This is a genomic window from Pseudomonas hefeiensis, from assembly GCF_030687835.1.
Taxonomy (GTDB): Bacteria; Pseudomonadota; Gammaproteobacteria; order Pseudomonadales; family Pseudomonadaceae; genus Aquipseudomonas; species Aquipseudomonas hefeiensis.
Window position 1 is genome coordinate 2,505,635 of the sequence record NZ_CP117449.1, and the last position, 24,683, is coordinate 2,530,317.

The 24,683-nt window shown below is 54.3% G+C and carries 16 protein-coding genes and 9 pseudogenes; 18 read left to right on the top strand and 7 right to left on the bottom strand.

What is annotated here, in order from left to right; all coding sequences use genetic code 11:
• The first annotated feature begins 3 nt into the window (after nucleotides 1–3).
• Nucleotides 4–861, top strand: a complete 858-nt coding sequence (locus PSH57_RS11155) for a crotonase/enoyl-CoA hydratase family protein (RefSeq protein ID WP_305389520.1) — start codon at nucleotides 4–6, stop codon at nucleotides 859–861.
• A gap of 49 nt (nucleotides 862–910) precedes the next feature.
• On the opposite strand, the gene PSH57_RS11160 is transcribed toward PSH57_RS11155, so the two are convergent.
• On the bottom strand, nucleotides 911–1,366 hold the full coding sequence (locus tag PSH57_RS11160) for a MarR family winged helix-turn-helix transcriptional regulator (protein ID WP_305390354.1): 456 nt from the start codon (nucleotides 1,364–1,366) through the stop codon (nucleotides 911–913).
• 234 nt (nucleotides 1,367–1,600) lie between these two features.
• Here PSH57_RS11160 and PSH57_RS11165 point away from each other — a divergent pair.
• From PSH57_RS11165 to PSH57_RS11225, 12 genes and pseudogenes are all read left to right on the top strand, one after another.
• Nucleotides 1,601–2,061: pseudogene (locus PSH57_RS11165) on the top strand (reverse transcriptase domain-containing protein); the annotation flags it as partial.
• Between the two features lie 525 nt (nucleotides 2,062–2,586).
• Nucleotides 2,587–4,266 (top strand): sigma-54-dependent Fis family transcriptional regulator, encoded by a 1,680-nt coding sequence (locus PSH57_RS11170; RefSeq protein WP_305416574.1) that lies wholly within the window; start codon nucleotides 2,587–2,589, stop codon nucleotides 4,264–4,266.
• 196 nt (nucleotides 4,267–4,462) lie between these two features.
• A complete protein-coding gene (locus PSH57_RS11175) occupies nucleotides 4,463–5,893 on the top strand; it encodes an aldehyde dehydrogenase family protein (RefSeq protein ID WP_305389524.1) in 1,431 nt (476 codons plus the stop codon).
• Between the two features lie 3 nt (nucleotides 5,894–5,896).
• Nucleotides 5,897–7,426 (top strand): class I adenylate-forming enzyme family protein, encoded by a 1,530-nt coding sequence (locus PSH57_RS11180; protein ID WP_305389525.1) that lies wholly within the window; start codon nucleotides 5,897–5,899, stop codon nucleotides 7,424–7,426.
• 357 nt (nucleotides 7,427–7,783) lie between these two features.
• Entirely contained in the window at nucleotides 7,784–8,116 is a 333-nt protein-coding gene (tnpA, locus tag PSH57_RS11185; protein ID WP_130208237.1) for an IS66-like element accessory protein TnpA, read from the top strand.
• Nucleotides 8,113–8,448, top strand: a complete 336-nt coding sequence (gene tnpB, locus PSH57_RS11190) for an IS66 family insertion sequence element accessory protein TnpB (protein ID WP_017279403.1) — start codon at nucleotides 8,113–8,115, stop codon at nucleotides 8,446–8,448. Before tnpA ends, tnpB begins: the two co-directional genes overlap by 4 nt.
• A 167-nt stretch (nucleotides 8,449–8,615) precedes the next feature.
• Nucleotides 8,616–10,054: pseudogene (tnpC, locus tag PSH57_RS11195) on the top strand (IS66 family transposase).
• Between the two features lie 31 nt (nucleotides 10,055–10,085).
• A pseudogene (gene tnpC, locus PSH57_RS11205) lies at nucleotides 10,086–11,281 on the top strand (IS66 family transposase); the annotation flags it as partial.
• A 3-nt stretch (nucleotides 11,282–11,284) separates the two neighbouring features.
• Nucleotides 11,285–11,781, top strand: a pseudogene (locus PSH57_RS11210) (plasmid pRiA4b ORF-3 family protein).
• A 51-nt stretch (nucleotides 11,782–11,832) separates the two neighbouring features.
• Nucleotides 11,833–12,509 (top strand): annotated as a pseudogene (locus PSH57_RS11215) (transposase); the annotation flags it as partial.
• A gap of 197 nt (nucleotides 12,510–12,706) precedes the next feature.
• Nucleotides 12,707–12,994: pseudogene (locus PSH57_RS11220) on the top strand (IS21 family transposase); the annotation flags it as partial.
• A gap of 91 nt (nucleotides 12,995–13,085) precedes the next feature.
• Nucleotides 13,086–14,260, top strand: a pseudogene (locus PSH57_RS11225) (IS3 family transposase).
• 147 nt (nucleotides 14,261–14,407) lie between these two features.
• On the opposite strand, the gene PSH57_RS11230 reads toward PSH57_RS11225, so the two are convergent.
• On the bottom strand, nucleotides 14,408–15,616 hold the full coding sequence (locus PSH57_RS11230) for an oxygenase MpaB family protein (RefSeq protein WP_305389530.1): 1,209 nt from the start codon (nucleotides 15,614–15,616) through the stop codon (nucleotides 14,408–14,410).
• Between the two features lie 600 nt (nucleotides 15,617–16,216).
• Between PSH57_RS11230 and PSH57_RS11235 the strand changes: the two genes are divergently transcribed.
• The gene (locus tag PSH57_RS11235) at nucleotides 16,217–18,958 is read left to right on the top strand and encodes a LuxR C-terminal-related transcriptional regulator (RefSeq protein ID WP_305389532.1); all 2,742 of its coding nucleotides are present in this window, start codon (nucleotides 16,217–16,219) and stop codon (nucleotides 18,956–18,958) included.
• 118 nt (nucleotides 18,959–19,076) lie between these two features.
• On the opposite strand, the gene PSH57_RS11240 is transcribed toward PSH57_RS11235, so the two are convergent.
• Nucleotides 19,077–19,712 carry a LysE family translocator gene (locus PSH57_RS11240; RefSeq protein WP_305389534.1) on the bottom strand — a complete coding sequence of 212 codons (636 nt, stop codon included), beginning with the start codon at nucleotides 19,710–19,712 and terminating at the stop codon, nucleotides 19,077–19,079.
• Nucleotides 19,713–19,919: 207 nt separating this feature from the next.
• Between PSH57_RS11240 and PSH57_RS11245 the strand changes: the two genes are divergently transcribed.
• Together PSH57_RS11245 and PSH57_RS11250 are read left to right on the top strand one after the other, a co-directional pair.
• On the top strand, nucleotides 19,920–20,144 hold the full coding sequence (locus PSH57_RS11245) for a helix-turn-helix domain-containing protein (RefSeq protein WP_305389536.1): 225 nt from the start codon (nucleotides 19,920–19,922) through the stop codon (nucleotides 20,142–20,144).
• A 151-nt stretch (nucleotides 20,145–20,295) separates the two neighbouring features.
• On the top strand, nucleotides 20,296–20,661 hold the full coding sequence (locus PSH57_RS11250) for an avidin-fold protein (RefSeq protein WP_305389537.1): 366 nt from the start codon (nucleotides 20,296–20,298) through the stop codon (nucleotides 20,659–20,661).
• Nucleotides 20,662–20,678: 17 nt separating this feature from the next.
• Here the strand turns inward: PSH57_RS11250 and PSH57_RS11255 are convergent.
• Both PSH57_RS11255 and PSH57_RS11260 read right to left on the bottom strand, forming a co-directional pair.
• Nucleotides 20,679–20,900 (bottom strand): annotated as a pseudogene (locus PSH57_RS11255) (transposase domain-containing protein); the annotation flags it as partial.
• Nucleotides 20,901–21,103: 203 nt separating this feature from the next.
• A complete protein-coding gene (locus PSH57_RS11260; protein WP_340368596.1) occupies nucleotides 21,104–21,988 on the bottom strand; it encodes a group II intron maturase-specific domain-containing protein in 885 nt (294 codons plus the stop codon).
• An 84-nt stretch (nucleotides 21,989–22,072) separates the two neighbouring features.
• Between PSH57_RS11260 and PSH57_RS11265 the strand changes: the two are divergent.
• Together PSH57_RS11265 and PSH57_RS11270 are read left to right on the top strand one after the other, a co-directional pair.
• Nucleotides 22,073–22,357, top strand: a pseudogene (locus PSH57_RS11265) (integrase core domain-containing protein); the annotation flags it as partial.
• The gene (locus PSH57_RS11270) at nucleotides 22,299–22,604 is read left to right on the top strand and encodes a hypothetical protein (RefSeq protein WP_422766079.1); all 306 of its coding nucleotides are present in this window, start codon (nucleotides 22,299–22,301) and stop codon (nucleotides 22,602–22,604) included. The pseudogene PSH57_RS11265 and the gene PSH57_RS11270, both read left to right, overlap by 59 nt.
• Before the next feature lie 388 nt (nucleotides 22,605–22,992).
• Here PSH57_RS11270 and PSH57_RS11275 read toward each other — a convergent pair whose 3' ends face one another.
• Nucleotides 22,993–23,922 carry an electron transfer flavoprotein subunit alpha/FixB family protein gene (locus tag PSH57_RS11275; RefSeq protein WP_305389538.1) on the bottom strand — a complete coding sequence of 310 codons (930 nt, stop codon included), beginning with the start codon at nucleotides 23,920–23,922 and terminating at the stop codon, nucleotides 22,993–22,995.
• A gap of 1 nt (nucleotide 23,923) precedes the next feature.
• The gene (locus PSH57_RS11280; RefSeq protein ID WP_305389539.1) at nucleotides 23,924–24,673 is read right to left on the bottom strand and encodes an electron transfer flavoprotein subunit beta/FixA family protein; all 750 of its coding nucleotides are present in this window, start codon (nucleotides 24,671–24,673) and stop codon (nucleotides 23,924–23,926) included.
• Nucleotides 24,674–24,683: the final 10 nt, after the last annotated feature.

Genomic DNA, 24,683 nt, shown 5'->3' on the forward strand with positions numbered 1-24,683 from the left:
GCTATGGCCTACAGTACTGTGCGATATGTCATTGAAGAAAATATACTAACTTTGACACTTAATCGGCCTCAAAGAATGAATGCTTTCAATGACATCATGCGTGATGAATTAATTGCCGCATTCGATGCAGCGGACGCTGATGATTCCGTTCGAGTCATCATTGTTACCGGGGAAGGAGGTGCGTTTTGTGCAGGTGCAGATCTCGATGAAGGTGGAGATACGTTCAATCTGTGCAACCAGCGGGGAGGAGAGGGTGCTGCTCTTCGGGATAGCGGGGGGGCATTGTCATTGCGAATATTTGAGTCAACGAAGCCTGTGATTGGTGCGTTGAACGGTGCTGCTGTAGGTATAGGAATAACAATGACACTGCCAATGGATATACGACTGGCTTCATCAAACGCCCGATTTGGATTCGTTTTCGCACGCCGGGGCATTACAATGGAGGCTGCATCCAGTTGGTTCCTACCGCGTCTAGTCGGGCCAATGTTGGCGCTTGAATGGGCATTTACTGGCAGGATCTTCCATGCCGAAGAAGCGTTGCGCGGTGGTTTGATTCGTAGTATTCATGAGCCGGATGAGTTATTGCCTGCCGCACGTAACTTAGCTCGCGAGATAGCCGACAACACCTCCGCCATGTCTAATTTGCTGAATAGGCAACTAATATGGCGCATGCTTGGTGCTGATCATCCTATTGAAGCGCACATTATAGACTCACGAACAATGGCGTTCATGGGCGCATCAATAGATGCCAGGGAAGGTGTAGAGTCGTTTCTTGCAAAGCGGCCAGCGAAATTTGAATTGAGCCCTAGCAAGGATCGTCCGGCATTCTATCCCTGGTGGCACGAGCGAAAATTTCGTTGAGCAGAGGTTACTCAGTTGTTTCGGTTTTCCCAGCAGCAGGGGACCGTTTTTAGGATTCGATGGCTTCTAGCAAAGGTGCTGGGCCCCAATCTTCAGCGAGTACATCACGTACAATATTCAATTTTTCCTTGCCAAACTTGATTTCGAGCTCTTCCTCGAGTTGGAATAAAATAGACTTGGTTGCCATTTGAATAGGCTCGTGGCGAGCTGTGAAAACTACTAGCTGAGCGCGCGCATCATTTGGATCCGGAGTGGTTTCTAACACACCCTGGTCAACTAAGTCATTTAGCATTTTGCTGATTGCTTGGCGACTGATACCCAGCAGCCGTGCCAAACGTGTTGCTCGGTGTTCACCATTGACGATGTTGGCGAGTAGAAATGCCTGGCTACGAGTTACGGTAGGAATACCGTGGGCCTCCTGGTTTTTCCTCAAGGCGTCTTCGAACCAATAGCAAGCTTTCAATGCGTTAGCCACCATCAGCATACGCGGCGATGATTTTGTCATCTTCAAATGTGTCCCCATGGTTTCGTGAGCCGCATTTTATTGGTAAAGGAGAAATTGTCTACTGAATTGACAATTATTTAAGGTGAATCCCATATCGGGTGAGCCGGGTCCGGCCCCGCCGAATGCTAGATAACCTGATCCCAGTCGCTTGCTCAAGGAGTCTGCATGAGCCGTAGCGGGGATTATTCTCTCGATTGGCAGGCTGCTGACCACAAGATTAGCCAAGCACTCGCTTACAGGGTTTGGAACCGGATGTCATCGGGCTCCTATTTTCCTCCAGCGGTACGGCAGGTGGAAATTGCGAATCAATCAGGAGGCAAACGCAAGCTGGGTATCCCGACAGTCGCTGACAGGGTGGCTCAGACAATCGTCAAGCTTCTTGTTGAACCTGGTCTGGACAGGCTGTTTGTATATCGCCTGGAAAGTCAGCCAAACAAGCGGTGGAGATCTCTCGCAGGTGCTGCTGGAATGCGAATTGGGTGGTGGAGTTTGATATCAACGGAGCTTTTGATCCCATCGATCATGAACTGCTGCTCAAGGCGGCTAGGCATCATGTGAAGGACGACTGGATTGTGCTGTATATCGAGCGGTGGCTTAAAGCACCGTTTGAAACGGTTGATAGCATTGAGGTGCCGCGTGACAGCGGTACACCCCAAGGTGGGATGATCAGTCCTTTGTTGATGAATCTGTTCATGCGCTGCCTGGATACAACGGTCGTTTTTGAAAAGCGTTACATAATGAGCTTGCAAGGTGTCCAGAAAATCCGGGGCGATTCACACACTAAAATTCAGCGGCAACTGCTGGTGCGCTCAGCTCAAAGCGGGTGATATTCGCTTGGGCAGTTTGACGGCCAATGGCGGCTCGATGACGTTGCGCAAATCAAGCCAAAAGCCCATCCTTTGGTACGGGGCTAAACATACCGCTGGGGCACGATAGATTGCCAATCCCCCTAAGCGCGAGGACGGTTTAATAACAACATCCTAAATGCTTTTTAAAACGAGTCGGTTAGAGTCATGATTCCACGTCTGCCACTACGCGATATTGCCGAAGTCAAACAGTCTTTTTTAGAGGGTGATCGAGGCCCTTGCGCCGAGATTCCTCGATCGATACTTCGCTCATGGGAGCGCACGGTCGCCGCTGGGGTCCACCCGGCAGATCGCATGTTTTTCAGCCACTCGATAAGCATCGGAGAAGCTCGCAGAGTTAGCGAAGAGCACCAAATGGTGATCGATATCGCCTCGCCTGACATTGCGAACCTCTGGAACTCAATGCGATCTCCGAATTGGGTTGTACTGCTCGCGAGCGCAGATGGGACCATTCTGCACACGGCAGGGAATCATAATGACGCTCCGAAAGAGCTTCGCTTGCCGCTGCAATGTGGTCGGCGCCTGGCTGAAACTGAAATCGGCACGAATGCTCCAGCGGTCGCCTTGAGTGAGCTGGAAGTATCGGTCATTCAAGGAGCGGAACACTTCCTTGAAGAGCTCAGCCATTTCAGCTGCGCCGCCGCGCCTGTATTCGGCCTGGATGGGTCCCTTACTGGCGTACTGGACGTCACTGGGTTTAATTCGAACCTGGACCCGCGCGCGCTTCAACGTGTCAGCATGGCGGCACGCTCCATCGAAAACAGACTATTCGAGGTCAGTACGATCGGGGTTTTGTTCGGGATGCATGAAGACCCGAGACTCATCGGCACGCCTTTCCAAGGCTTGCTCTTGGTACGCGATGACGGCCGGATGGTGGCCGCCAATCGAGTCGCGAAGCAGATGTTTAATCTTGATCAAAACATTATACGGGATGGACAGACTGTTCATTTCGATCAGCTCTTTGAGCAGGATCTTTTCGCGACGGCCTTGGATGCCGGTCGTGGAGTTCCCTTCGCGGTACGCACCGGTTTTGGGACGCGTCTCTATATTGTCAGTTTGCGCCACTCTCCCGGTCCTGCAGGCAGCAAGCTGCCTGTTGTTAAGCCCGGCAACCATTCAACTCGTAACGACGCGCCGATTGATGCCCTTCTTGAGCAGGCTGAATTAGTGTTGAGACGCGGTATTCCGGTTTTGCTTCGAGGTGAAACCGGGACCGGAAAAGAGTGGGTTGCCCGTCGTCTTCACGAGCGCATTCGCCCGGGTAAACCCTTCATCGCAATCAACTGTTCTGCAATCGCTGAGAGCCTAGCGGAAGCGGAGTTGTTCGGTTACGAAGAGGGAGCCTATACAGGGAGCCGGAAAGGGGGGGCAGCGGGCAAAATCGAAAAGGCGCAAGGAGGTACGCTGTTTCTCGATGAGATAGGCGATATGCCCCTTGCTTTGCAATCCCGACTGCTTCGAACACTTCAGGAGCGCACCAATACCCGAATAGGAGGCCATCATGAGCTTAAACTTGACCTCATCGTGCTGTCTGCAACTCACCGCGACCTAAAGCGAATGGCACAGGATGGCGCTTTTCGTGAAGACCTTTATTTTCGACTCAATGGGTTCAGCGTTCCACTGCCGGCGTTGCGTAATCGTAACGATATCGCGGAGCTCATCGACCGGCTTCTTGCCGAATTTTCGGCGGATGGGCCGATTCAGTTGCCCGATCACATCAGGTCGCTCATGCAGGTTTACGATTGGCCGGGCAACATTCGAGAGCTACGCCACGTGCTTGAGGTGGCATGTGCCCTTGCTGGTCCTGGCCGCGTCATCCAGCTGGATTCTTTGCCAGAGGAGTTAGTAGAAAACAACAAAATGGACGTTATCATGCTGGAGAAAACCACATTGATGTCTGCCGCCGAATCGCTAGAAGGCCTTAAAGAGAGTTGGGTTAGCAGAGCTTTATACGCGCACAACGGAAATATAAGCGCCGCGGCCAAATCCCTTGGGGTATCTCGCACGACTTTATATAAATACCTCAGACGCTAAAAGGCCGTCTAATTTCTGAACAGCAAGCCTGCTTTTTGTTCAGGAATTGAACAGTTCGCTGTCTTCCCTTGAGCGCTTTTCCACGTTTCACATGCCGGAGCTCAGTAAATCCGGCACCTCAAGCTATTTGGCTTGGTCTTTGCCTAAGACAAGTTTCCAAATAACAAGAATGTGCCGGAAGGCCAAAGGAGACTTGATGAAATCCCTCAAATTTGCCCTGAGTATCAACGGTCGAATGGTTAGCGCCATGGAGACCGCTACGGCAATCAACCCCGCTACAGAGGAACCCATCTGCCAATTCCCTCTTGCTTCGCGTGAGCAGCTTGAAGAAGCGGTGCAGGCCGCGAGCGATGCATTTTCTGCTTGGAGCTCCACACCGATTACCGAGCGCCAACGTCTCGTAGGTGCGTTGGGCAACCTAATTGAAGAAAACCAGGAAGCATTTATCGAGCTGCTCATTACCGAGCAAGGGAAAGGACGGGCTGGCGCTGAATGGGAGATTGGAGGGTCCATACATTGGTGTCGCGAAATCGCCAAGCAATCGCTCAAAGACGAGGTAGTTCTGCGAGATGGGGACGAAGCGATTGTTACGCGCTATACTCCTATTGGAGTCATCGGTGCCATTACGCCATGGAATTTTCCGCTACTGCTCGCGATTTGGAAAATTGCTCCTGCCCTGTTGGCGGGAAATACGATGGTGCTGAAGCCTTCTCCCTTCACACCGCTGTGCACCCTCTGGTTCGGGGAGTTGGCTAACAGGGTACTACCAGCAGGCGTGCTGAACGTCCTCTCTGGCGGTAATGAACTTGGCCAGTGGATGACCGAACATCCCGGCATCGGGAAAATTTCCTTCACGGGCTCTACCGCGACGGGCAAGCGTGTAATGCAGAGCGCATCCGTCAATCTCAAACGTTTGACATTGGAACTTGGCGGCAACGATCCTGCGATCGTGCTGCCAGACGTCGATGCAAAAGCGATCGCGAAAGACCTGTTCTGGGCGTGTTTTTCCAACAGCGCACAATTCTGCGTCGCAGGCAAGCGCCTTTATATCCACGAAGAGGTCTATGACGATGTCGCTCGTGAGCTCGTGGCCTACGCGCGTACCGTAAAAATGGGCAATGGCATGGAACCCGGAGTTGAACTCGGCCCGCTGCAAAACAAAATGCAGTTCGAAAAAGTGAAAGAGCTTCTGCAAGACTGCAAAGACAATCAACAGCGATTTCTGTTGGGCGGCGAACTAACAAAAGAGAAGGGTTACTTTATTCCGGTAACCATTGTTGATAACCCACCTGAGGATGCACGGTGCGTCGTTGAAGAAGCGTTCGGGCCAGTATTACCGCTACTCAAATACAGCAGCATCGATGAAGTCATTGGTCGAGCCAACCAGACCGAATATGGGCTCGCCGCGTCGGTTTGGTCGAACAATCTAGAAGCAGCTCAGCTTGTTGCCCGCAAGATCGAAGCTGGTACGGTATGGATCAACCATGCGCACCAGTTCTCACCACGCATCGCCTTCGGTGGCCACAAGAACTCCGGTATGGGCATAGAGAATTCGCTGCATGGCCTCGCCGAATACACCAACATGCAGACTGTACTTCAGAAAGCACCAGTGACCGGTAGAGGTTGAATCATGCAGACGTCGATAGGTGCTCTGGTTACACAGGCTGCAAAACAGTTCGGGAACAAAACAGCAGTCATCTTCGAAGGCCGACTTTTATCGTTTGCCGACATTGATCTGATGTCCACAAAGGTAGCAACACACTTGGAGTCCTTGGGCGTTCAGCGCGACCAGGTCGTTGCGCTCTATTCACAAAACTGTCCCGAGTGGATCATTGCCTACTACGCGATATTGAAGATCGGCGCGGTTGTTAGCCCGTTGAATCTCATGCTGACCGGATCGGAAGCGGCGTTCGCTCTGGCGGATTGCAAAGCTGTTGCGGTTTTCGCCACGGCTGACAAGTTGTCTTCCCTTCAGGAGCATGTCTCGTCCACGCAGTTGACCCACCTAATTTCCATTGGAGAGTCGTCTACTCAAGGGGCGCTCAGCTTTTCAACCTTGATCGGGGACACGGCTACCCTGAACGATTATCCGGTGGCGGGATTGAGTCCGGAAAGCATTTCAACGATCGGGTATACATCCGGGACCACCGGGCATCCAAAAGGAGCCGTGCTTACGCATGCGAACATCCTCATGAACGTCGCAATGACCGCCACGATGCATGTCCGCACCGAATCAGATACAACAGTCAGCGCGCTGCCCTTGTCTCACGTCTACGGAAACGTGGTTATGAACGCGGCCATCGCATACGGCACGACCTTGGTACTCCATAAATCATTCGACGCAGAAGCCGTCCTCACAAGCATTCAGGAGCATCGCGCTACAATTCTTGAAGGGGTGCCCACCATGTATATGTACATATTGGATCATCCAAGACTCAGCGAGTTTGATTTGTCATCACTACGTCGGTGCACAGTGGGTGGCCAGACGATGCCCGAAGCAAAGATGCAGGAGGTTGAGCGTCTTTTTGGCTGCAGATTGCTGGAATTATGGGGCATGACCGAGCTGGGTGGACTCGGTGCAACCCATTCCTTCTATGGACCCCGGCGGCTTGGTTCCATTGGGGTGCCGCTGCCTCAAGTCGAAGCCAGGGTCATCGATCCTGAGCATGAGGGGGAAGAGGTACCAGCGGGAGAAATTGGCGAACTGCAAATCCGTGGCCCTATAACCATGAAGGAATATCTTGGACGGCCAGACGCAACATTGGAAACGAAATATCTCGATGGATGGCTTCGCACCGGGGATCTGGCACGGATTGACTCGGAAGGTTTCATATACGTTGTCGACCGTTTGAAGGACATGATCATCACAGCGGGCTTCAACATTTATCCCGCCGAACTGGAACGAGCTATTTGCGAGCATCCTGCCGTCGCCATGGTGGCCGTGGGAAGCGTTCCAGACAGTAATAAGGGAGAACTAGCAAAAGCCTATATCGTTAAGAAGAAGGGAATCGACCTTGACTTGGACGATTTAGAAAAGCATTGCCGCGCTCGGCTAGCAGCTTACAAAGTACCTCGACTGTATCAGCTCGTAGAAGAGCTCCCCAAAACAAGCAGCGGCAAAATCATGCGCCGAATGCTCCGGAATCATTTTGAGAGCTGACAAAGTGGCGGGCCAAAGATGACATGCTCTTCTGCTTAACCTAGTTCGAAAGAGATTCACTCTTTCCGAGAGTTAAACCACCCACACGCCTGATGCATCGCACCGGGCGTGTGGTTTCACGCTCAGCGCAGTCGCTCGCATGTTCATCTTCAGAAATTCGGCCTTGAGCTCTTTTTCAGGCTGCGGTCAACGTGACCGCCCAGAACCTGAACACCTGCCTCGCGAAATCCACGTGCATCAGCCCGAGTCGCAATCTAACCGTCCGGGCAACACACCTTCCTGACACCGTCGCTTGAGGCGATGGTGTCCACCTAAATTTAAGTGGACACCATTTTTAGCCTTTTTAAGCGGACGCCTATGCCACAAGAACGCCGTTCCTATTCAAAGTCCTTCAAGGCCCAGGTCATCGCCGAATGCGCGCAGCCTGACACCTCGATCGCTAATGTCGCGTTGACCCACAACCTCAACGCCAACCTCGTCCATAAATGGATACGCGTGCATGCGCAGAAAAACCTGACACTTCAAACCGCCTTCATCCCGGTCAAGACATCGCCGCCGGTGCCGATGCATCAGGCCCTTCCTGCCACGATCCGAATCGAAGTGCCGCATCCAAAAGGCGTAGTCGTGGTGAGTTGGCCGGCAGAAAATGCAGCGGCGTGTTCTGCTTTCCTGCGAGACCTGCTGCGATGATCCGCATCGACTCCATCTGGCTCGCCACCGAGCCCATGGACATGCGCGCCGGCACTGAAACTGCGCTGGCGCGGGTCGTGGCGGTGTTCGGTGCGGCGAAGCCGCACTGTGCTTATCTGTTTGCCAACCGTCGTGCCAATCGCATGAAAGTGCTGGTGCATGATGGCTTGGGGATTTGGCTTGCTGCCCGGCGCTTAAATCAAGGACGTTTCTTTTGGCCTGGCGTGCGGCACGGCTCTGAAGTCGAGCTGGATGCAGAGCAACTTCAAGCCTTGGTGCTCGGCTTACCTTGGCAACGCGTCGGTTCCGGAGGAGCCATCACGGTGCTCTAACTCGCCTGCCATGGCCTGCTTGCCAGCGCAATTGGCGCATCAGTCTATCGCCGCCCATAGCCCTCTCTGGCAAAATCGGCGGCATGACTTCGCATCCGAATCTCGATCAATTAAACCCTGAAGAACTGCGTGCTTTGGCGGCGCAGTTGATCCAGCGCGTCGAGACGATGGACAAGCAGATCAATCATCAAAAGTCGGTCAACGAGAAGCTGGCCCACGAGATCACGCTGCTCAAGCGCTTCAAGTTTGCCAAACGCAGCGAGCAACTAAGTCCAGATCAGGCCAGCTTGCTCGACGACTTGATCGATACTGATATTGCCGCTATCGAAGCCGAGCTTGAGGCGCTGCAACCGACACCCGTCGAAGCCAAAGTGCGCCAGCAACCTAAGCGCGCAGCGCTGCCGCCGCAATTTCCTCGCACGCTGATCCATCACGAACCGGACAACAGCCATTGCCAGTGCGGCTGTGCTCTCAAGCGCATCGGCGAAGAGGCCAGTGAAAAACTCGACTACACGCCCGGCGTGTTCACCGTCGAGCGTCACATCCGTGGGAAATGGGCCTGCGAGCAGTGCGAAACGCTAATCCAGGCGCCGGTACCGGCGCACGTCATCGACAAAGGCATACCGACCGCAGGCCTGCTGGCCCATGTCATGGTGGCCAAGTTCGCTGATCATTTGCCGCTGTATCGTCAGGAAAAAATCTTCGGTCGCGCCGGGCTGCCCATCGCCCGTTCGACCTTGGCGCAGTGGGTGGGCAACTGCGGCGTGCAACTCCAACCACTAGTCGATGCGCTGCGCGAAGCCGTGCTGACGCACGGCATCGTTCCGACGAGACGCCGGTACAAATGCTGACGCCTGGCGCTAAAAAAACTCATCGCGCTTATGTCTGGGCCTATGCCACCAGTCAGTTCTCCGATCTGGCGGCGGTCGTTTACGACTTCAGCCCAAGCCGCGCTGGCGAACATGCCCGAGCCTTCCTGGGCAGTTGGAACGGCAAGCTGGTCTGCGATGACTTTGCCGGCTACAAGGCAGGCTTTGAACTGGGCGTCACGGAGATCGGCTGCATGGCCCATGCCCGCCGAAAGTTCTTCGACTTGCATGCGACCAACAAGAGCCAGATCGCCGAAAAAGCGCTGCACTACATCGCGGCCTTGTACGAAGTTGAACGAGAAGTCCGCGAGCTGGAACTGGGTGATCGACAGCGAATACGGCAGGAAAAAGCAGCGCCAATCGCCGACGCACTTCATACCTGGATGACCGCCCAAAGACAGCTTGTGCCTGAGGGTTCGGCCATCGCCAAGGCCCTGGATTACAGCCTCAAACGCTGGATAGCGCTGACGCGCTATCTCGATGACGGTGCTGTGCCCATCGATAATAACTGGTGCGAGAATCAAATCCGCCCGTGGGCTCTTGGGCGCTCGAACTGGCTGTTCGCGGGCTCGTTACGCAGCGGTAAACGTGCGGCGGCGATCATGAGTTTGATCCAGTCGGCGCGGCTCAACGGACATGATCCGTATGCTTACTTGAAGGATGTTCTTACACGCCTGCCGACGCAGCGTGCGAGTGAGATAACCGAGCTGTTGCCGCACAGGTGGGCGCCCGTTTAATCACACAAGGTGTGTTGGGCGGACGCTTACGTCGCAATGCGCAGGCTACGGTGGGAAGCTTCGCCATTTGGGTGAGGATGTGTCCGAAGTGCTGGCGTATGTTCCGGCACGTTTCAAAGTCATTCGCCATGTCCGTCCAAAGTGGGTTTGTCGGTGCTGCGAGCACATCGCCCAAGTGCCGGCGCCGAGTCGTTCGATAGCCCGAGGACTCGCAAGCTCAGCGCTGCTGGCCCATGTACGGGTCTCCAAATTTGTCGATCACCTTCCGTTGTATAGGCAGTCCGAGATCTACGCCCGTGAGGGCGTGGATCTGGAGCGTCCAACCCTGGCCGACTGGGTCGGCCAGAGCAGTCAGTTGCTGCGACCACTGATTACCGCCCTTGAGCGCGACGTCATGAGCGGTCATAAAATTCACGCCGATGACACGCCGATTGGTGTACTCGCGCCGGGAAACGGCAAGACCAAAACGGCTCGCCTGTGGACATACGTTCGGGACGACCGAGCTGCGGGTGACGCGACACCGGCGGCGGTTTGGTTTGCCTGTTCGCCGGATCGTAAGGGGCAACATCCTCGCGCTCATCTCAAGCGCTTCAGCGGGATCTTGCAGGCTGACGGCTATGCCGGTTTCGCTCAGCTATATGCCACGGGCACCATGGAGGAGGCCGCATGCTGGGCCCACGCCCGCCGCAAGCTTTACGATGTCTACAAAGACCAAGCTTCGCCACTGGCCGCTTTAGCATTGCAACAGCTTGCAGTGCTCTATGTCATTGAAGGCGTGATCCGAGGGCAACCGCCCAATCAGCGAAAAGCCGTTCGACAAAGCCGAGCGCGCCCGCTGCTGGAACAACTCCACGCCTGGCTTAACCAAACACTGACTCAACTGTCGAAAAAATCGGCATTGGGTGGTGCGATTTTCTATGCCTTCAACGGCAGGCGTTGACGCGCTACTGCAATGATGGTGGGGAAATCGACAACAACGCTGCCCAACGAGCGTTGCGCCCTGTCGCGTTAGGCAGAAAAAATTATCTGTTCGTCGCCGATGCCGATGGAGAGCGAGCTGCTGCGATCTATAGCCTGCTGGGTTTGGCCAAACTCAACGACCTGAACCCGCAGACCTATTTGACCTACGTACTGCAACGCATCGCCGAGCCCCCGATCAATCGGGTCGACGAACTGCTGCCCTGGAAGGTATCTCTCACACTCGCGAAACACTGCGAGGCTGCCTGATCCATGGTTGAAACTGTTCGCTTGCCAAAGCCCGAGCCTGATTTGTTGCTACTGCACATCGAGCTGAAGTGGATTACTCCAACGATTTGGCGTCGGTTCGCAGTGCCTGAAAACATTACCTTGGGCAAGTTGCATCACGTGATCCAGATCGTGATGGGTTGGAGCGATAGCCATCTGCATGAGTTTGAAATTGCCGGTGGGAATTACGGCATGCCCGATCCGGATGGCTGGGGGCAGACGGTGAATCCGGAAGCTCGTAAAACACTGATCAAGGCACTGAGCGGAAAGCGGACATTCATTATCTCTATGACTTCGGTGACAGCTGGCATCACCGTATCAAGGTCGAAAAAACATTACCCGCTATTGCCTGTCCGCAGGTGCCGTACTGCATTGAGGGCGCCAATGCCTGCCCACCGGAGGACGTGGGTGGAGGGCCGGGTTATGAAGATTTTTTAGAGGCGATGGCCAACCCCGATCATCCAGAACATGTAGTGGTCTAATGAAACCGGACACCCATTTAGGCGAGAATGCTCGCCAGATCGAGGTGTCAGATGACCAAACAACGCCGTTCCTTTTCTGCTGAATTCAAACGCGAGGCTGCCGACCTCGTGCTCAAGCAAAACTACAGCTACATCGAAGCCAGCCGTTCACTCGGCGTCGGCGAGTCGGCCCTGCGCCGCTGGGTTGATCAGGTTCAGCAGGAGCGCCAAGGCGTCACTCCGCAGAGCAAAGCGCTGACCCCGGAACAGCAGAAAATCCAGGAACTGGAAGCTCGTATCGCTCGGCTTGAGCGAGAGAAATCCATCCTAAAAAAGGCTACCGCGCTCTTGATGTCGGAAGACCACGAGCGTTCGCGCTGATTGACCAACTGAGTGTCCACGAGCTGGTTGATTGGCTGTGCAAGGTGTTTGAAGTCATTCGCTCGTGTTATTACGCCCAGCGTCTCAGGCGCCGGACTCCCGACGTTGATCGGCTTCGGCTGCGCAGTCGGGTCAATGAACTGTTCACGCAAAGTCGCAGTGCTGCGGGCAGTCGCAGCATCTTGTCGATGCTGCGTGAAGACGGTGAGCAACTCGGTCGATTCAAAGTCCGTAGCTTGATGCGCGAGCTTGAGTTAGTCAGCAAACAACCCGGCTCCCATGCCTACAAACGAGCCACAGTAGAAAGACTGGATATCCCGAACACATTGAACCGCGAGTTCGACGTGCCAGCGCCCAATCAATGCGGATTCCACGCGCATTTGGACACCCATTCCACGAACACTTGGACAGCGATTCCACGCTGACTTGGACACTCATTCCACGAGCACTTGGACAGTGATTTCTCACTGATCCGATCCACGCTCAGGCAGGCGGCAACGCAGGACTATTCACTACCATCGGCCTCTTTTATCGAAGCGAAGAGGTCGTCGTGGAGCGTATATCCATGCGTAAAATCCGAGAGGTACTACGCCTAAAGTTCGACGCCGGCCTGTCCGTGCGCAAGATCACCGCCAGTCTGCGCATCAGCAGCGGCAGTGCCGGCAATTACCTGCACCGTTTCAACGCTTGCGGGCTGACTTGGCCGACATCATTGTCGGACGCCGAGCTGGAGCGATGCCTGTTTCCGCCAGCACCAACAGTTCCCAGCGATCAAAGGCCGATGCCTGATTGGGCTTGGGCGCATGCCGAGCTGCGCCGCCCCGGCGTGACTCTGGCCCTGCTTTGGCAAGAGTGTCCCGTCCTGAATAAGGTTTACACCTTCTTATCTGTTTTTTTGGAGGGCGTAATAGAATCAGCAAAGGTGGAGTCAGCGAGACTACACGCTGCCCTTTAAATTGTCGGTCGTCGACCAGGTCGAAAAAGTCGAACTGAGTTATAAAGAGGCTCAGGAGCGTTACGGGATTCAAGGCAAAACGACCGTTCTGACGTGGTTACGCGGCACGGTCGGCAGGATTGGAGCCTCGGCACATACATTGGCTCGTCGAGGATGGGGTCTATGCCGACAAAAACTGACCATTAACGCCAGAGCAACGCATCAAAGATGCTTGAAGAGCATCTGGCGATGTCCAATCAGAAAGCGCAGTTTTTGAGGCGGTCGTGGACGTCCTGAAAAATGACTACGGTCTCTCTGTCGCAAAAAAACGTCCTGGCAAGTCCTCGCGCAAAAACGAATCCAAAACCTGAGCATCAGCAGGGCTTGCCATTTCATGGGGATAAGTATACGGGCTTACTACAAATGCAATCGCGCCGATGCTGCTCGTCTGATTTTAGATGAGAAGATTGCCGATTTCGTTCAGCAAAAGCGCCTGCGGCAGCCGCGGCTGGGTACCCCGAAAGCTGTATTACTTGCTGCAGTGCCGGCCGCAGCAGGAGCTGCTAGTGGGTCGAGATCATCTGTTTGCGATTCTGCGTGAACGGCGTTTATTGGTAGCTCGCAAGCGGGCGTATCACAAGACAACCGACAGTCATCATCACTTTCCTCGCCATCCGAACCTGCTCCGACCGGGGCCTGATCAGGTTATTCCCTGCGGCCCGGAACAGGTCTGGGAGGCTGACATCACCTACGTGCCCACTCAGGAAGGGGTGGCCTATTTGAACTTTGTGACGGATGCTTTTTCGCGAAAGATTGTGGCTATTGCACACCGAATCGGTCACGCAGGCGCTGCGCCGGGCGGTGAGCCAGCCCGGCGTCAAACCGTGCAGCCATTAGCTCATCACTCGGACAGAGGCAGCCCAGTACTGCTCGGAAATATACCAGGAACTGCACGCGAAACACGGCAGCAGGTGTTCGATGGCGGACGGCTACGACTGTTTTCAAACGCCCTAGCAGAGCGGGTCAATGGGACATAAAAGGTGGAGCTTTTGTTCCAGCGACCACAGGATTTAATGCAGGCGAAGAAGATGGTGAGCGAGTCGGTATCGATCTACAACAGCGAACGTCTGCATCTGTCTTTGAAATACAAAAACGCCCGATGCGATGCATCAGGCGCTGGGATGAAATAGGTCTAAACTTATTGAGCGCTAGATATGCTACTCAAGCTGAAGCCGAGCTACAGCACGCCGGAAGAAGCTGTTGCCGCCCCCTACTAACTGAGTCCCCCACCGAGCGGAGCGATTGGCAGTCAGATACGCCTACCTACCACCGCTATTCCTCTATGTTCTTCTGATAGGCGGTGTGCCCTGAAACCATCTGAGCAACGCGGGCTCTACGCGTGGCAACATATTCCTTCGTGCAAGCAGCAGCGAGTTCCGGATTGCTACGTTGAAACCGCCAAGCCTGCGCAGTAGATGCGGCGAAAAGCGGAAGAAACCCTACAGCTGGTGAGTGTGGAATCTGTAGCGCATCTGTGAGGCGGTCTCCGAAGCTAAAACGAGCTAGACCGTTCAGAAAATCCTTAACACTTTCACGGTCCATCATCGAAAGAGGGCCTGCAACGGCTTTATCCGTCAAGACTTCAAGGATTGCATGGGTAAGGGCGCGGCAGTTGTCGTCCGGTTCGTCGATAGTGGAGTCTAGCAAGTCCAGCAATTCTTCGGCATCGCTGTCACTTCGAAGATCGACGTAGAAGCGTTTATCGAGGCCAAGTACGTGTCCCAGATACGACCAATAGCGATATCGATCACGCTGCTCCTCTTCCGTCAGCGTTATACCCAGTTTCCGCAGACTTAAATGGGGGACGATCGTAAAATCAAGCCAGGTTCGAGCTATATCGGTTTGGTTGATCGGAACACCAAATGCACCTGACTCCCAACCTTGACGAATCGCGTTATGGCGAATTCGCGCATGCAGCAGCCGCACCTGCGTGGTAGCGAGATAGCCCGGAGCGCCCCGTATTAGTCCGCCGGGCAGTACAGCTTGCTCGTGCCAGAGCGATGTCTCCGTCGCCCTTCGTGCTGTCATCTTCGTCAGTTGCCCTGTTTGGGCAAGCAACCTGCAAATGCTCGGAGAAGCATAGACATGGACCAGCTCGATCCCCTGCTCTGACAAAAAAAGCAGCAACGGAGGAATGGAAAGACCCACTGCGTCACCGGCTTCGAGCAGGTGTTTGTCAGCGTATGCAGGAATTGTCTCTACCTCCCTCAAGAACGCAGCGACTGCCGGAGGGGGATCGATGACGGCATCGAGACCATGCAGTAACCCTTCGTTAAGCTTGCTCTTTGCTTCGCTTCCTATGCAGTTGATCTCGGAAATCACAGCGTCCGCGAGCGGATCACCCACGCCGAGCATCTCCACCATGAGATCGGCTTGAGCACCGTGTCTAGCACGGGCCTGCTTAAGGTTCACAAGGCGGGCAAGGTCCCCTGAGCCGGATGAATGCGATGACTTGTTTTGATATTGGATACTAGAATTCATTATTTTTTCCTGATGTTTCGGGGTCTTCTGGTAAGGCGACATTGGAACTAATAAGTAAGGCCGTTTGTGCGGACCGGACAGGAAGTCCCGAAGGCAGTCATCCGCCGTTCGTTTAGTGCCTTGATCGGGTGTCAGATAGAGGAATTGGACTACTACAGGTCACTTGCAGCCATCACCCAAGCGGGGGATAGCAAGCTTGACCTCTTGCGCGTAGAGCCCCGCCTGTTGCGATCAGTCTCGGCACGGTCGGTATCCATACCTATTTGAAGTATCCGTCGACCTCCTCAACCTCTGATCCAAGAGATGTGTACACTTGGTTAGCCAGCCAAGAGAATCGCTGAGCCTAGCAGTTGCACCGTCATACCAGAGGGAAGCCTTCGAGCAAGCTCTTGCTGCATATCTGCAATCCTGTATGCTAGAAAATAAGAATTGAATATGCGTTTCTGTTTTAATTGCTAACCTTTTCAAGGGAGTATTACGGACTCAAGGACACTAAGCAAGGCGCAGGATTAGAGGCCGTAAGAGATGCATTTAAGGGCAGTAGTTAGTTGAAATGCAAAGTTCGGCTCATGCTGTCTGCCGAAAAAGTGGGGCTGTGATATGAGTAACTCTCCGTTTGTTCCATTGGCTATAACGACATATTGCCCACCGGTTGTACGGTCCCGCATTCAACGGCCAAGGCTGATCTCCGCGCTAAACAGCAGTAATGCTCGCTTGGTGGTGATTAAGGCGCCTACCGGTTGTGGAAAAACGACTCTGGCCGTTGACTGGAGCATTGAGTTGGTTAGCCGTGGCCAGAATGTCGCTTGGATTCGTGCCAAATATGACCATAATAATGATCCCAGAGCTTTTTTGTATTATCTAGTGCGTGCTGTCGAGGCATCATGTCCGGAAGCTGCCGAGGTCGCTCAGGAGATGCTCCAACAGCGAGGACCTGCATCTGCTTATGCGGTGGTATCAGCTCTAGCAAACGGAATCACGGAAAGTGGAGACGATCTTTATTTATTTATTGATGACTATCACTGGTTCGAACTGCGCGAAGTTCATGAAACGCTTTTATTCTTGTATCATCATACGCCTAACCATTTTCGCTTAGTTTTAATTAGCCGTGAGGAGCCCGATCTTCCGATGGCATTTCTGCGGGCTTCGGCTGAGCTTTTCATGCTCGGCGCGTATCAGTTGCGCTTCTCGCTTAGCGAGGCTGAGGCTTTCTTTGCACTTGAGTCGGCTAACGATTTGCCTATGGGTTTCATTAATTCGTTTCATCACGAAAGTCGCGGCTGGGCAGCTGCTTTGCGGATTGCCAGCGTATCCCTACGCTCCGGAATATCGGCTGAAAATATCTTGCGAGCGTTGCGAAGCGGTACTCGCGACATAGATGCTTTCCTTGAACACGCTTTTGATCGTTTGCCACATGCTCTACTCGATTTCTTGGAGAAAAGCTCCATTTTGAGAATGCTATCGCCCGAGATATGTAACAATGTTGCCTCCGTCGATAATGCTGATGAAATTCTCGAAACGCTTTACTCTAAATATCAACTAATTCAGTCCGAAAGACACCCTAAAACTCTGTATAGCTTTCATCCCTTAATCGGCAAGTATCTTGAACAGCGCCTACAAAAACGGTCAACTATTCAGTACATTCAGACGTTGCACCGGCGCGCAGCGATCTGGTTGGATGCGCATGGAGAGCATGTAGCAGCAGTCAAGCATGCCATCAACGCGGATGAGCATGCACTAGCAGCACAATGGGTTGAGAGATTTGCGATGCGGATGATCCGCAATGGTGATATTCGTGAATTGCTCGGTTGTATCCGGTGGTTGCCAAAGGCCCTGACGCATCGTCACTTCCCTTTACGTCTGGCTATCGGTTGGTCGCTCGCGTTGGCTCCACTACGTAGTCAGGTGTTTGATTGGATCGATGAAATCGAAGCGGATACCGTAGGCCAACCTCATGAGCTCTACACATTGGAGGAGTGTCGGGCGATTCGTACTGTAGCGCTGGGTTTGTCTGATGAGCCGGAGAAGGCATTTCAATCTGGCCTTGCCCACATGGAAAGCCCGAATCTCAATTCCTGGGTTAAAAGCGCAGTGCGTAATGCGCTGGGATATTGCTATCTCATTGCAGGCCGTCACGCTCTGATCGACAAAACTCCAAGCGAGTCCACTGGCGTTGATGGTGAGCTGAGCTTTCCGCCCTCCGAAATCTACAAGCTTTCTATAACAGGGCTTTCTATGATACAGCGTCTAGACTTTAACGAGGCGCGAGCATGCTTTTCTCAGGCAAGTGCCATCGCTAAAAAAAACTTGCGGCCTACATCAAGCCTTGCAGTGACACCAACAGTCTTCATGGCGCTCCTGGCATATGAAGGGAACCACATTGCTGTGGCTGAGCGACTCATTGGCGATCGACTTCACCTGACCAATGCGGCCGGTTTTTTGGAGGTTCCCCTCACCGCGTATCAAACAATGATACGCGTGGCGATGCTGAAAAAAGACTATGCCCGAGCGGAGGAGTTGCTGGATCAAGGTGAAGCTATTGCGTTAGAGGAACGTTGGCCGCGAATGCATGCGGCACTTTTGGTCGAGCGCATCAAGCTGGGTATCAAAAAAGACGATTCGTGGGCTTTATCTAACGCCCTGGCAACGCTTGATTGGGTGTCGCGCAAAACGCCTGCGCAGGAACAGGCGATTCAGGATAATTTGCGCGCTTCTCTGGCGATCGGCATTGCCTACGTAAGGATGTACGAATATGATTTCGCCGCGGCAGCAGAGGCTTTGGAGCCAGTCTGGCGAACAGCGGATATGAGCAGCAATCGCTATTTTGCATGTACCGTAGGCACGCTTTTTTCAGCGGCCGATTTCCAGTGTGGTCAGCGCTCTCGGGCGTCTCAAAGATTCTTGCGAGTGCTTGGATACGCGAGCAAGGGACAGCTTTTGCGCACAATCGTAGATTGCGGTAAAGCCGTGGTGCCCCTACTTGCCAGTGCGCGCGAGCGGCTGCAGGCCAACGCTGGCAATGATCGTCAAACCGCCTATCTAGCTCAAATCTTCGCATTGATGGACGGAACTTATGAGTTGGGTCAACCGCCGTCAGCATTGATGCATAATCCCTTGTCTCGGCGCGAGACTGAAGTGTTACAGATTATAGCAACAGGCGCCTCGAACAAGCGCATAGCTGCAACGCTCGGTGTCAGCCCGGAAACAGTAAAATCTTTCATCAAGAGCATTTTTATAAAGCTAAAGGTAGACAATCGCGTTCGCGCTGTAACTGAGGCGCGTAGACAAAAAATCTTGAATGATGGTAAGCGCTCCACGGACGCCACCCCCAGGGCAGTGTGAAGTAAACCTGCAGGCCACACTGCTTGTTTGTGACGATCTTGAACGACAAGCCACACGACTCAAGCAGTTGGTGGATGGCTTTTGAACTTAGGCCATCCCCACAAGGGCTGGCATTGAATCAGGTGCGGGAGAACAGCAGCTTAATACCTGCGGCGCCAAAGACCAACGCAAGAGTGCCTTCAATCCATCGGCGCGCCCTGCGATAACCCCGAATCATCGGTGCCGTGGAGAAAACGATCGCATAGCCGCAGAAAATAGTAATGCTCAACACGGCACAGCCGGCCAGGATGATCACAACCGTTTCAGGCGTCGCTTGTGGCCCCAGACCCAGTGTCATCGTTGCGATCCAACCCAGCAGAGCCTTTGGGTTTGTCAGGTGCATAAGCAAACCGCGACGATAGAGGCTAAAGCCCGAGACGGTTGATGCTACCGCCAGCGCTTTCTCAATTCGCTCATCAGAGGTCAGAGCAGAACGCCCAGCTTTTAGGGCAAGGAACAGCAGGTACGCTCCGCCGACTATCTTGAGTACGAAGAGTGCCTGTGCGAATTGGAGCAGAATGGCCGAGACGCCTGTGGCGGCCATAGATCCCCAAAAAAAAGAACCACTTATGACTCCGGCAGCCAGCATCAGCGAAGGTGTTCTGCCTTGATGCATCGCGACTCCCATGATCCGCATATTGCTGGGGCCAGGGCTTGCCGCTCCAACAATGTAGGCGGTGAAGACGAGTAGAAGGTGGTGGAAATCGAATGACATTAGTCGTCCTTTGAGCAGCAGGTAGCAGGTAGCAGGTAGCAGCCAGCAGCTTAAGTGATCACAGGCTATTCGTCATGGCGTTCTTTACTCGCATTTTCTGGCTGATTTGGTTCTCATATCATGGGACTGGATCACGCTGATTGTGGTGTTTTTCATCGCCCACTTCACGGATCGTGATACATCTGAGAAAACTGCAAAGAGGTCAGCATGGACCGAGCAAAGGGAACCGCCGTTCTCGACAAAACCTTCGGCATTCTTGAAGCTATCGGACTCTCCACTGACGGCCTGGATAATCAGCAACTCGCCGCACAGTTGAACCTCCCTCGGGCCACGCTTTATCGCCTACTAATGCTACCGCTTGGGCTTTCGCTATCTGGAGTTGGTGCGAGGTGCTTGGATGGAACCGGACCTGATCGCCGCTGCCAGTTTTGAACGTAAGCGGACAGTGAACCCATCTTGCGTTTTATCTAGTGGTTTTCAGCTCCAGAGTTAGCCGAAGCCGCATCTTCATCAGTCGCGACAAAATAGCTTAAGATCAGGCGAAAGATGGAATGGAATATCTCGACTAAAGGACACGACATTCATGGAAATCCCCTGTTCTCAAATCAACGAGCGTTTGAACAATCGCCGATTCACGGTAGCGGGCAACACCCACGGGCTATCCGGCGCAGGTACCGTATTTCATTACCATGTCGAGGATGATGCCATTTGGGGTACTTACCAAGGCGGCCGCATCCGCATGGGTAATCAAGTCGGACGTGTGACAGGCGCCGATACCATTGAGCTTCTTTATCATTGCTTAACTACGGACGGTGAGATTCTTACCGGCTGGTCTCGTGGCACGGTAGGTGTTGACCACGCAGGACGTACTACTTTGAGCTTCGTATGGGGTTGGTTGTCGGGCGCAACTGGAGGTGGGGAGTCGAGCTATGTCGAGCTTGCCGCGTAGCGAGTTGGATTGATTGATTACCCTCGCGCCCATCTATGCGGTAGCAACTCTGAAATCTCAGTCGCCCGCTGCGTCGGCAGGCGCGTGAGAACATCCTTCAGATAAACATAAGGATCATGCCCATTCAGCCGCGCAGACTGGATCAAACTCATGATCGCCGCCGCCCGTTTTCCACTGCGTAGCGACCCTGCAAAGAGCCAGTTCTTGCGTCCAAGAGCCCACGGGCGGATCTGGTTGTCGGGTAGTCAGACGCGGTTGCCCGCGTCCACCCCCCCTAAGAACCGTGCATGCGAGTTTCCCAGCACACGGCTCAAGCCTCTGCTAAGGTGCCGTTGGGCACCCGGTTATACATCGTCGACGTTGGCAAATTGCACATCCCTTGGGCACCGCAGGTGATAGATCTCAAGATTAGACGCTGCATCCGTCCCGCCGTGACCTGGTTTCACAATATGGCGGCTGTGCCACACGGCGTGTCTTTGGTCACTGGCTTGAAGCAGGCGCAGCACCTGCCGCCCTGTTGTACCCATATCCGATACAACTTTGCTCGACCTTTTACGGACGTGAGCATCCTCTTGCCCCAGCGAGACTCGAAGTACTCATCCCATTCAGGGTCGTGAGGGTTGGCAGCAGCCTTGATCTTGATATGTCGCACAATTGGCGTGTCCGAGGCGTCCAATAACGTGTACTGACGCTTCCGACCATCGGCGGATTTTCCAGCACATGAGAATACCCATCGACGCGCCCCTTGTACTTTGAAATACCGATCCTTCACCCATCGGCGTGTCTTGCGAGGGTGGCGACGTACCGCCCATCGCCAGAGCATTTCCCACACTGCGCTGTCCACCTGATTGAAGACCTTCTTGGCGACGATATGGCTGTGATAGTTCGCCCAGCCCCGTAGAACCGGGTTGAGCAAACCTATCAAGTTAGCCTGCCGTATCGTTTTGTTGGTCTTGATCAACTCTCGCAGCTTGGCAAGTAAAGCCCCGATGTTCGCCTTGGACGGCTTGATCAGGAGCTTGCCGTTGTACTTGCGCAGGTTCCAACCGAGGAGGTCGAACCCGTCCCCTATGTGCGTTATTTTGGTTTTTTCCGGAGAGAGGACAAGTCCACGCTCTGCCAGAAATTCAACCACGGCGGGCCTGACTTCATTTTTCAGCCACTCTTTCGAACAGCCAGTGATGATGAAGTCGTCTGCATGACGCACCATCTGCATTTTTCGGGCTGTCCACTTTGCGTTGGGAAACCTCTTTGCCAGCATCGCTTTCAACCCATCCAGCGTCATGTTCGCCAACACTGGGGATCTCTCGCCGTTGCTGTCGTACATCCTGCTCAACGAACTCGACCGCGAATTGGAACGGCGGGGCCATCGCTTCGTGCGCTATGCCGATGATGCGAACATTTACGTGCGTATGCAAGCCGACTCTTTCGCCAGCGTTTGTGGCGATACCGCATGCGCCAGAGCATGAGTTGACGAGGAAACTGCTGGGATAACGCACCGATGGAGCGCGTATTCCGCAGCTTGAAGACAGAATGGATACCGACCTTGGGCTATCGAACTGCGCAGGAAGCACAGCGTGAGATCAGCCATTTTTTGATGCATCGCTACAATTGGATTCGGCCTCACCAATTCAACGGTGGGCTGGCGCCGGCTCGGGCCAAGGAAAAACTTAACGTCGTGTCCGGGATTAGTTGACCACTACACTTTTGTCGACGCACAGGTGAGGCTGACGTCCAAGGGGAACACGCAAATGTTCATCGGAGTGTATGCATCGAGCGGGATGGCTTTGCATGAAGAAGCAGTTGATTCCAGGCCGGGTGAGTTAATGACTCGTGCTTTGGCATGGGGCGTAGGGTGTGCAAGGCGAATCGCGGTCGGTCTCGCTGGGGGCAGCGCCGGCAGCCTCGGAGTCAACAAGATATCGTATCTAGAGAAGAAGTGACGCATGCTACGGGTGACTAAGTTTCTTAGATGCATGGCCTCAAGCATATCAATAGCCGTAAGTTGACTCCCCACCTGGGGCAGCTAAAGAGTGGCAGACTCTAGGGTGCTGGCATCGATGGGGCCGCCGGTTCCCACAGCGATCGCGTTGATCCAGGCAGCGGTGTTCGCCGACCAAAATCGGGCATTCTTCTCAACGAAACTTTCCCAGCTTAGACCGATATCCAAGCTGACCTCCTCAACGCTGTGGCCCATGCTTTGGAGCTGAGCAGCGACATCACGAGTAGCTTTCGCGACCGGCTCGACGGAGCGGGTCGCATTGAGTGGATGTACGAGAAGGCCAATGATTAGTGATCCTGGCTCGCGAGTAAACGACTTTTATGAAACTGTCAGAGGCTTCGTTCAAGTTGAGGGATGGCTTCAAATAAATCTGCCACGAGCCCATAGTCGGCCACATGGAAGATCGGCGCTTCTTCGTCCTTGTTGATCGCAACGATCACTTTGGAGTCTTTCATGCCGGCCAGGTGCTGGATCGCGCCAGAGATACCGACCGCGATGTACAGCTGTGGCGCAACGATTTTGCCGGTCTGACCGACCTGCATGTCGTTGGGGACGAAACCGGAGTCAACTGCGGCGCGGGAAGCACCAACAGCAGCGCCCAGCTTATCGGCCAGGGCGTACAGAGGCTTGAAGTTGTCACCGTTCTGCATGCCGCGACCGCCGGAAACGACGATTTTGGCAGCGGTCAATTCCGGACGATCGGACTTGGCCAGTTCTTCGCCGATGAAGCTGGAAGTGCCAGCGTCGTGAGCAGCGGCAACCGCTTCAACCGCTGCCGAACCACCTTCTGCGGCAACCGGGTCGAAACCGGTGGCACGCACGGTAATCACTTTGATCGCCGCGTTCGACTGCACGGTGGCGATGGCGTTACCGGCATAGATCGGACGCTTGAAGGTGTCGGCGCTTTCGACCGAGATGATTTCGGAGATCTGATCAACGTCCAGCGCGGCAGCAACGCGCGGCAGGATGTTTTTGCCGTTAGAGGTCGCGGCGGCGAGGATGTGGCTGTAGCCCTTACCGAGCTCGGCCACCAGCGGCGCGATGTTTTCCGGCAACTGATGCGCGTAAGCGGCGTTGTCCGCGTTCAGCACTTTGCTCACGCCAGCGATTTTCCCGGCGGCTTCAGCGACCACACCGGCGCCCTGGCCTGCGACCAGCACGTGGATGTCGCCACCGATTTTCACGGCGGCAGCCACGGTGTTCAGCGTGGCCGGGGCCAGCACGTTGTTGTCGTGTTCGGCGATTACGAGAATAGTCATATCAGATCACCTTCGCTTCGTTTTTCAGTTTCTCGACCAGTTCAGCCACCGACTTGACCTTGATGCCCGCGCTGCGTGCCGTCGGCGCTTCGACTTTCAGGGTCTTGTTGGTGGAGGCGGTGGAAACGCCCAAAGCGTCCGGAGTCAGCACTTCGAGAGGCTTCTTCTTGGCTTTCATGATGTTTGGCAGGGACGCGTAGCGCGGCTCGTTCAAACGCAGGTCGGTGGTGACGATGGCCGGCAGTTTCAGCGAAACCGTCTGCGCGCCGCCGTCGATTTCACGGGTTACCGCAACGCTGTCGCCGGACACTTCGACTTTCGAGGCGAAGGTGCCCTGACCGTAGCCGCTCAGTGCCGCGAGCATCTGGCCGGTCTGGTTGTTGTCGCTGTCGATCGCCTGTTTGCCAAGGATCACCAGTTGCGGCTGCTCCTTGTCGACCACGGCCTTGAGCAGCTTGGCCACGGCGAGGGAAGTGAGGTCTTCGGCGGATTCGACGAGGATGGCGCGATCGGTGCCCAGTGCCAGCGCGGTGCGCAGTTGCTCCTGAGCGGTGGTCGGGCCGATGGAGACGACGACGATTTCAGTGGCCACGCCTTTCTCTTTCAGCCGTACAGCTTCCTCAACGGCTATCTCGCAAAACGGGTTAAGTGCCATTTTCGTGTTCGATAGGTTGATGCCTGAATTATCAGATATAATTGATGCCTTAACATTTGAATCCAAAACTCTTTTTACAGCCACGACGATTCGCATCTTTCGCTCC

Coding starts and splice junctions, on each gene's coding strand:
- PSH57_RS11155 (WP_305389520.1), top strand. CDS start 4: ATGGCCTACAGTACTGTGCGATATGTCATTGAAGAAAATATACTAACT.
- PSH57_RS11160 (WP_305390354.1), bottom strand. CDS start 1,366: ATGACAAAATCATCGCCGCGTATGCTGATGGTGGCTAACGCATTGAAA.
- PSH57_RS11170 (WP_305416574.1), top strand. CDS start 2,587: ATGGTGATCGATATCGCCTCGCCTGACATTGCGAACCTCTGGAACTCA.
- PSH57_RS11175 (WP_305389524.1), top strand. CDS start 4,463: ATGAAATCCCTCAAATTTGCCCTGAGTATCAACGGTCGAATGGTTAGC.
- PSH57_RS11180 (WP_305389525.1), top strand. CDS start 5,897: ATGCAGACGTCGATAGGTGCTCTGGTTACACAGGCTGCAAAACAGTTC.
- tnpA (WP_130208237.1), top strand. CDS start 7,784: ATGCCACAAGAACGCCGTTCCTATTCAAAGTCCTTCAAGGCCCAGGTC.
- tnpB (WP_017279403.1), top strand. CDS start 8,113: ATGATCCGCATCGACTCCATCTGGCTCGCCACCGAGCCCATGGACATG.
- PSH57_RS11230 (WP_305389530.1), bottom strand. CDS start 15,616: ATGAATTCTAGTATCCAATATCAAAACAAGTCATCGCATTCATCCGGC.
- PSH57_RS11235 (WP_305389532.1), top strand. CDS start 16,217: ATGAGTAACTCTCCGTTTGTTCCATTGGCTATAACGACATATTGCCCA.
- PSH57_RS11240 (WP_305389534.1), bottom strand. CDS start 19,712: ATGTCATTCGATTTCCACCACCTTCTACTCGTCTTCACCGCCTACATT.
- PSH57_RS11245 (WP_305389536.1), top strand. CDS start 19,920: ATGGACCGAGCAAAGGGAACCGCCGTTCTCGACAAAACCTTCGGCATT.
- PSH57_RS11250 (WP_305389537.1), top strand. CDS start 20,296: ATGGAAATCCCCTGTTCTCAAATCAACGAGCGTTTGAACAATCGCCGA.
- PSH57_RS11260 (WP_340368596.1), bottom strand. CDS start 21,988: ATGTACGACAGCAACGGCGAGAGATCCCCAGTGTTGGCGAACATGACG.
- PSH57_RS11275 (WP_305389538.1), bottom strand. CDS start 23,922: ATGACTATTCTCGTAATCGCCGAACACGACAACAACGTGCTGGCCCCG.
- PSH57_RS11280 (WP_305389539.1), bottom strand. CDS start 24,673: ATGCGAATCGTCGTGGCTGTAAAAAGAGTTTTGGATTCAAATGTTAAG.